Here is a 5,922-nt window from a genome sequence, read left to right on the forward strand (position 1 = left end):
ATTATAATCCCATAATCAAATTTTGATATAAATATTGCACCCCCTTTACCAAAAAACGGATACAGATAACCCTGCGATGCAACCTCTATTCTCGGGCGATTAATCATAAGAAAATTACCGTAAAAGAATATTGATGCCAGCGCACACACGAATAGAGTTATAAATATATATTTCATGAGCTTTGCCGTGGAATTGCGCTTCTTACAGCCTAGCATGTCAGCCTCCCCAGCAGATTAATTGAAGGCGACACAAAGGTGTCAGTGACACCAGCGAAGGATGTTTCGCCTCCACCGGCTCCTGCCGTTACACCCCCGCCGACGCCGAGCGTAGCCACCAAAGCCGTCGACCGTCCCCCCAATGCCTAAACCACCGCCGCCGCTACCGTTCGCGAAAATGCGCCCTCCCCAAGTCTTGCACCGTGGGCGCGTTGGACCCTTGAAGGGATAACCCGGCGGCACCTCCCCCGCCGGCTCCTCCACCAGGTCCAAACGTCCCATACAGCGCCAAATTACCATGGCTATCGAAGGCCACGCCAACGGCAATCTGGTATGAGAAAATCCCCAACGTACCTTGACCGGACAGTCCAACTTGCAAGGTGGCGCCACTACTAGCCGGCGTGCACTCGTTGTTATTTTCCGGTTTCGCGGAAACGACAATATCATCAGCGCGAAAGCCCGAATCACTTATCTGGATGCCGTTGAAGTAGCCGAAATCTCCCGGCGAAGATGGACCCGCATTAATATCAAACGATAATTCCCTAAACCTTTTTCCCGTAACGACGATGTCGCCGTCGTTGTCGTAAAGGGTGCTTGTGGTAATAAGAATATCGCCGCTATCTTGGATGTCCTTGTCTCGTGTACCGTTCCTAAGCCCACTCGGATCGGTGCTATTGACCGGATCCCCACCAACATAATTATACCAGTTCATGCCGTCACCGTAGCCGATCGGATCAGTCTGCATGAACCGTCCGAGCGTCGCCGAGTAGAATCGCGCCTTGTAATAATAGAGCCCGAGCTCCGACAGCCAGGCTTGACCGGTATATTGGAACCGCCCGAGATTGTTTTTGCCGGGGATGCCATATTCGTCCATGTCACCTGTCTCTCGACCTGAATATCCTCTCGGTGAAAGATATCCACGCCTTTGTTATGACATAGATTATCAAAGCACTAGGCAATACAATAATAATTGCTTTTAAATCATCTTCGCTGAACCCCCATCCTAGTTTGAGCCATACATCCAGGGCAGAGGCGATTAAGATGAATATGCCCATGAAGAGAGCAAGAAAAAAAACTCGGTCAACGGATACCGAAACGAACCGAAAATAGCCTTTCATCCACTGCACCCAATCTGCGGTGTTGCAGCCGTGAAGCTGTGCTTATCACCTGTTGCAATATATGCACCACCGCCCGCTTTTGGACCTCCACTTATGGATCCCGAGCCACCGCCTTCGTACGTGTACGTCCCTTCGCCCCCGGCACCCCACGCGGCTCCAGCTTGGACAACCGAGGATTTACTGTATCCGGAGTTAATGGGCCCATCGTTGTATCCGCTGCCCAGACTCTCCCCGGCGCCACCAAATAGACCATACCCACCCAAGCCAGTTAAGTTTACGCTTAAATAGCTTTGGGCTCCACGCAACCAAGATGTTTCAGGTATTGCCACACCAACTTCCGCATTGAAACTGATACCGCGATCGAAAACAAATAATGTAAAACCAAAACTGTCGGAAAATGTATGCCGCTTGAGGAGAAGCAGGGCCGCCACGGCAGGTCGAAACGCGGGTCTGGCGTATCCGGCTCGGCAGTTGAACTCGATGAGGAATGCCGAGTCCGGGAATTAATCACAACCTCAGATGACGCCCGCCAAGACAGCGAAAGCGGTCGCCCACCACCCTCGCACCACATGATGCCACCGCAGATCAGCAGTTGTTTTTTCCAGACCGGCCAATACACTCCCAATCAAGCTTATAAAGCCTGTTGGGAAAAGGGGATTTGCCATGCGCACGATGACACTCGCACTTGCGGTTACCGGGTTGCTCGCGGCGCCGATGCTACATGCCCAGGCGCCCGCCGACGGCGACACCAAATTCCTCGAATTTCCAATGGTGACCGATGTCAGCGCGTCGAAGGTGCCGGCCTTTGCCTGGCTGGTACGGCAGGGCGAGAATAGCGTGCTGATGGTCGCGCGCGGGCCGGACTTCCGACCGGTCAGATTGTTCGCCCAGGCCGATGTCGATGGACAGCCGATCAGCAGCGTGGCGATATCGCCGGACGGCAGGTTCGTCGCGTTCCAGACCGGCGTTCCCTTCAGCGGCAGCGGAGAAGGCTTCAACCCCGCCAGCCTCATCGAAGCACCGAAGCTGACATTGTGGGTCGTGGCGGCCGAGGCCGGCGCCAAACCCATCAAGATCGGCACCGGTTCCGGGCCCGACTTCACGCCCGACGGGCAGCGGATGCTGTACCGGCAGGGGCGCGATCTGTGGGCGGTCGACCTGACCAACCCGTCGGCAAAGCCGGCGATGCTGGTGCCGGGCGGCGGCGCGTTCGGCCAGGCGGTATGGGCCAAGGACGGCAAATCGATGATCTTCGCGCAGGATCGCGGCGGCTGGTCCTTTCTCGGTCGCTACACGCTGGGCGATGATCGGGTCCGCTGGCTGGTCACGGGCGCCGATCGGCTGAGTTCGCCGGTGCTGTCGCCCGACGGCGCGACCGTCGCCTATCTGCGCTGGCCGGGTAGTGAGCACACCGTCACCGAGGACCTGCTGGAAAACAAGACCTTCGCGATCGAGACCGTCGATCTCGCCAGTGGACAGGTGCGGACGCTGCACCAGGCGAGCGGCAAGGCGGGGCCGCAATTGTCGGACGACCCGGAAGGGGCGCTGCGCTGGGCCGATGATCGCAACATCGTTTTCCGGTCGGAACAGGACGGCTGGGCGCGGCTCTACGCGATCGCGCGGAGCGGCGGGACACCCCGCGCGCTCACCCCGGCGAACTGCGAGGTCGCGGAAAGCGAGCTGGCCGCCCCCGATACGCTGTTCGTCATCCATAATTGCCGCGACATCGACACGCGCCAGCTTTCCAGCATCACCGTGTCGTCCGGCCGGGAGCGCGCGATCCCGAGCCAGGACGTCGTGATGGGCCTGGCCAGCGCGGTCGGCGACGGGCGCCATGTCGCGTTCACCGGCAGCAACGCCGAGAACGCGCCGTTGTTGCGGGTTCTGGACCTTAAATCGGAAAAGCTGGCGCTGACCGAAAAGCCGGCCGATTACGGCTATGTCCACCGCTTCGACGCCCCCGCGCCGCAAGTGGTGCGGATCAAGGCGAGCGACGGCGGCACCGTGCCGGCGCAGCTGTTCCTGCCCCGCACGCCAGGGCCGCACCCGGCGCTGGTCTATGTGCATGGCGGCCCACCACGGCAGATGTTTCCCGCCTTCCACTTCAGCGGCTATTACGCCAGCGACTTCGCGGTGAACCGCCATCTCGCCGAGCTTGGTTATGTCGTCGTCAGTGTCAATTATCGCTCGGGCGTCGGCTATGGCCGGGCTTTCCGCGAGGCGCCGGAGCGCGGCTGGCGGGGCGGGTCCGAATATAATGACGTGCTTGGCGCGGGGCGCTGGCTGGCGGAGCGCAGCGATGTCGATCGCAAGCGGGTCGGTATCTGGGGCGGGTCCTATGGTGGACTGCTGACCGGCCAGGCGCTGGCGCGCAATTCGGACGTCTTCGCGGCCGGGATCGCGGTACACGGAGTGTATGACTGGTCATGGCCGTCGCCGACGCCGGGGCATCAGAATCCGAGCAAGGTCTTCGGTGTCGGCGAGGCCGACAAGCCGCTGGCCTTCCGGTCGTCGCCGCTTGGCGCGATCGACGGGTGGAAATCGCCCGTGCTGTTGGTGAGCGGCGATCGCGACATGAATGTGGATGTGCTTGAGACGATCGACCTCAACCAGAAGCTGCGCGCCAAGGGCGTGGACGTGCGCACCGTGATCATCCCGGGCGAAGCGCATGACATGATCCGCCATTCCAGCTGGCTCACCCTATGGGCCGAAAGCCGCCATTTCCTTCAGGAGAAGCTGGGAAAATAACGTCCGCGCGGCGCGGTGCCGCGGATGGAATGGCGGCGTCCTTCAAAAAGCGGCAGCGGCCGATAGCCCGCTCCCGGCCGAACCCGACGATGCGTGGGTTCGGCCGGGCTTCCCCGAATCGATCCACATTGACATTTTGCACCGCAGCATTTACATAGCGCCCATCGAGGCGTCATGCAGCGTGATCGGACCTGAACAAGGTCCAGGCTCCGCCTCGGTCGTTTTTAACGGGCTTCCCTTTTCACGCGGGGTGTCATTCTCCCCCGCCATTCGTGCGTCCGCCGGACGTGCGGTCATGGCCGATTCAGGCTTTTATTTCATGTCTTTCGCACATCTCGGCCTTGCCGAACCCCTGGTCCGTGCTCTCGAAGCAAAGGGCTATACCACCCCCACCCCGATCCAGAAGCAGTCGATCCCGACTCTGCTCGAGGGCCGCGACCTGCTCGGTATCGCGCAGACCGGCACCGGCAAGACCGCCGCATTCGTGCTGCCGTCGATCCAGCGCCTGGTCAATGAAGAGAAGCGCGTGCTGCCGACGCATTGCCGCATGCTCGTGCTCGCCCCGACGCGCGAACTGGCCAGCCAGATCGCCGACAGCGCGCGCGATTACGGGAAATTCTCCAAAATGTCGGTCGCGACCGTGTTCGGCGGCACCAGCATCAACAAGAACCGCCAGGACATGGCGCGCGGCGTCGACATCCTGGTCGCCACGCCGGGCCGCCTGCTCGACCTGATCGAGCAGCGCTTCGTCAGCCTGGCGACGCTGGAAATCCTCGTCCTCGACGAAGCCGACCAGATGCTCGACCTGGGCTTCATCCATGCGCTGCGCAAGATCGTCCGCATGCTGCCGAAGCAGCGCCAGACCCTGTTCTTCTCCGCGACGATGCCCAACGCGATCCGCGAACTGGCCGACCAGTTCCTGAAGGATCCGGCGACCGTCAAGGTCGCACCGGTCTCGACCACCGCCGAGCGCGTCGAGCAGCATGTCACCTTCATCAACCAGGCCGAGAAGCAGGCGCTGCTGACCATCCTGCTGCGCGACGAAGCCGTCGAGCGCGCGTTGGTCTTCACCCGCACCAAGCATGGCGCCGACCGCGTCGTGAAGCTGCTCGGCCATGCCGGCATCCTCGCCAACGCGATCCATGGCAATAAGAGCCAGCCGCAGCGCGAGCGTGCGCTGGCCGAGTTCAAGGCGGGCAAGGCCAAGGTGCTGGTCGCGACCGACATCGCCGCGCGCGGCATCGATGTGTCGGGCGTCAGCCATGTGTTCAACTTCGAGCTGCCCAATGTGCCGGAGCAATATGTCCACCGCATCGGCCGCACCGCGCGCGCCGGGGCAAGCGGCATCGCGATCAGCTTCTGCGCGAGCGACGAGCGGCCCTATCTGCGCGACATCGAAAAGCTGACCCGCGTCAAACCGAACGTGATGGAACTGCCCGAGGGCTTCACCGCCGAAGCGGCGAAGATCAAGGCCAACCGCCCGGCCGGCGCCGATGACGAGCGCCGTCGCGACGATAGCGGCCGTCACCGTGCGCCGCCACGCGCCACGCATGCCGCACGTCCGACCGGCCAGCGCGCCGAGGGCGCCGGCCGTCCGGGCGGTGGCCGTCCCGAAGGCGCCGGCCGTCCGGCCGGGGGGCATCGTCCCGGTGGTCCGGGCCGTCCCGGCGGCAATGCCGGCCGTCCCGCGGGCGGCGGTCCGCGTCGCCAGCATTCGGGCGGTGGGCGTCGGTCGCCAGCGGCTTAATATACTAAGCTCCTCCCCGGAACGGGGAGGGGAACCGCCCGCTTTCTTCAAGCGGGTGGTGGGGGGGCTCTCCACAAGCGCAACGCTGCCGGCC

4 protein-coding genes are annotated in these 5,922 nt (G+C 61.9%); 2 read left to right on the plus strand and 2 right to left on the minus strand.

What is annotated here, in order from left to right; translation table 11 throughout:
• Positions 1-215, minus strand: a 215-nt coding sequence (locus tag OO12_RS29050) for a hypothetical protein (protein WP_235364674.1), incomplete at its 3' end; no start/stop codon positions are given.
• Positions 216-378: 163 nt separating this feature from the next.
• Positions 379-1,089, minus strand: coding sequence for an RHS repeat-associated core domain-containing protein (locus OO12_RS03920; protein WP_034157348.1), 711 nt, complete (start codon positions 1,087-1,089; stop codon positions 379-381).
• A gap of 907 nt (positions 1,090-1,996) precedes the next feature.
• On the opposite strand from OO12_RS03920, the gene OO12_RS03930 reads away from it, so the two are divergent.
• Together OO12_RS03930 and OO12_RS03935 are read left to right on the plus strand one after the other, a co-directional pair.
• Positions 1,997-4,081 (plus strand): S9 family peptidase, encoded by a 2,085-nt coding sequence (locus OO12_RS03930; protein ID WP_034157350.1) that lies wholly within the window; start codon positions 1,997-1,999, stop codon positions 4,079-4,081.
• A gap of 319 nt (positions 4,082-4,400) precedes the next feature.
• Positions 4,401-5,828 carry a DEAD/DEAH box helicase gene (locus tag OO12_RS03935; RefSeq protein WP_034157351.1) on the plus strand — a complete coding sequence of 476 codons (1,428 nt, stop codon included), beginning with the start codon at positions 4,401-4,403 and terminating at the stop codon, positions 5,826-5,828.
• Positions 5,829-5,922: the final 94 nt, after the last annotated feature.

This window comes from Sphingomonas sp. ERG5, from assembly GCF_000803065.1.
Lineage (GTDB): Bacteria > Pseudomonadota > Alphaproteobacteria > Sphingomonadales > Sphingomonadaceae > Sphingomonas.

Bases quoted from the DNA above. Each gene is read 5' to 3' on its own strand.
- OO12_RS03920 (WP_034157348.1), bottom strand. From the start codon at position 1,089: ATGGACGAATATGGCATCCCCGGCAAAAACAATCTCGGGCGGTTCCAA.
- OO12_RS03930 (WP_034157350.1), top strand. From the start codon at position 1,997: ATGCGCACGATGACACTCGCACTTGCGGTTACCGGGTTGCTCGCGGCG.
- OO12_RS03935 (WP_034157351.1), top strand. From the start codon at position 4,401: ATGTCTTTCGCACATCTCGGCCTTGCCGAACCCCTGGTCCGTGCTCTC.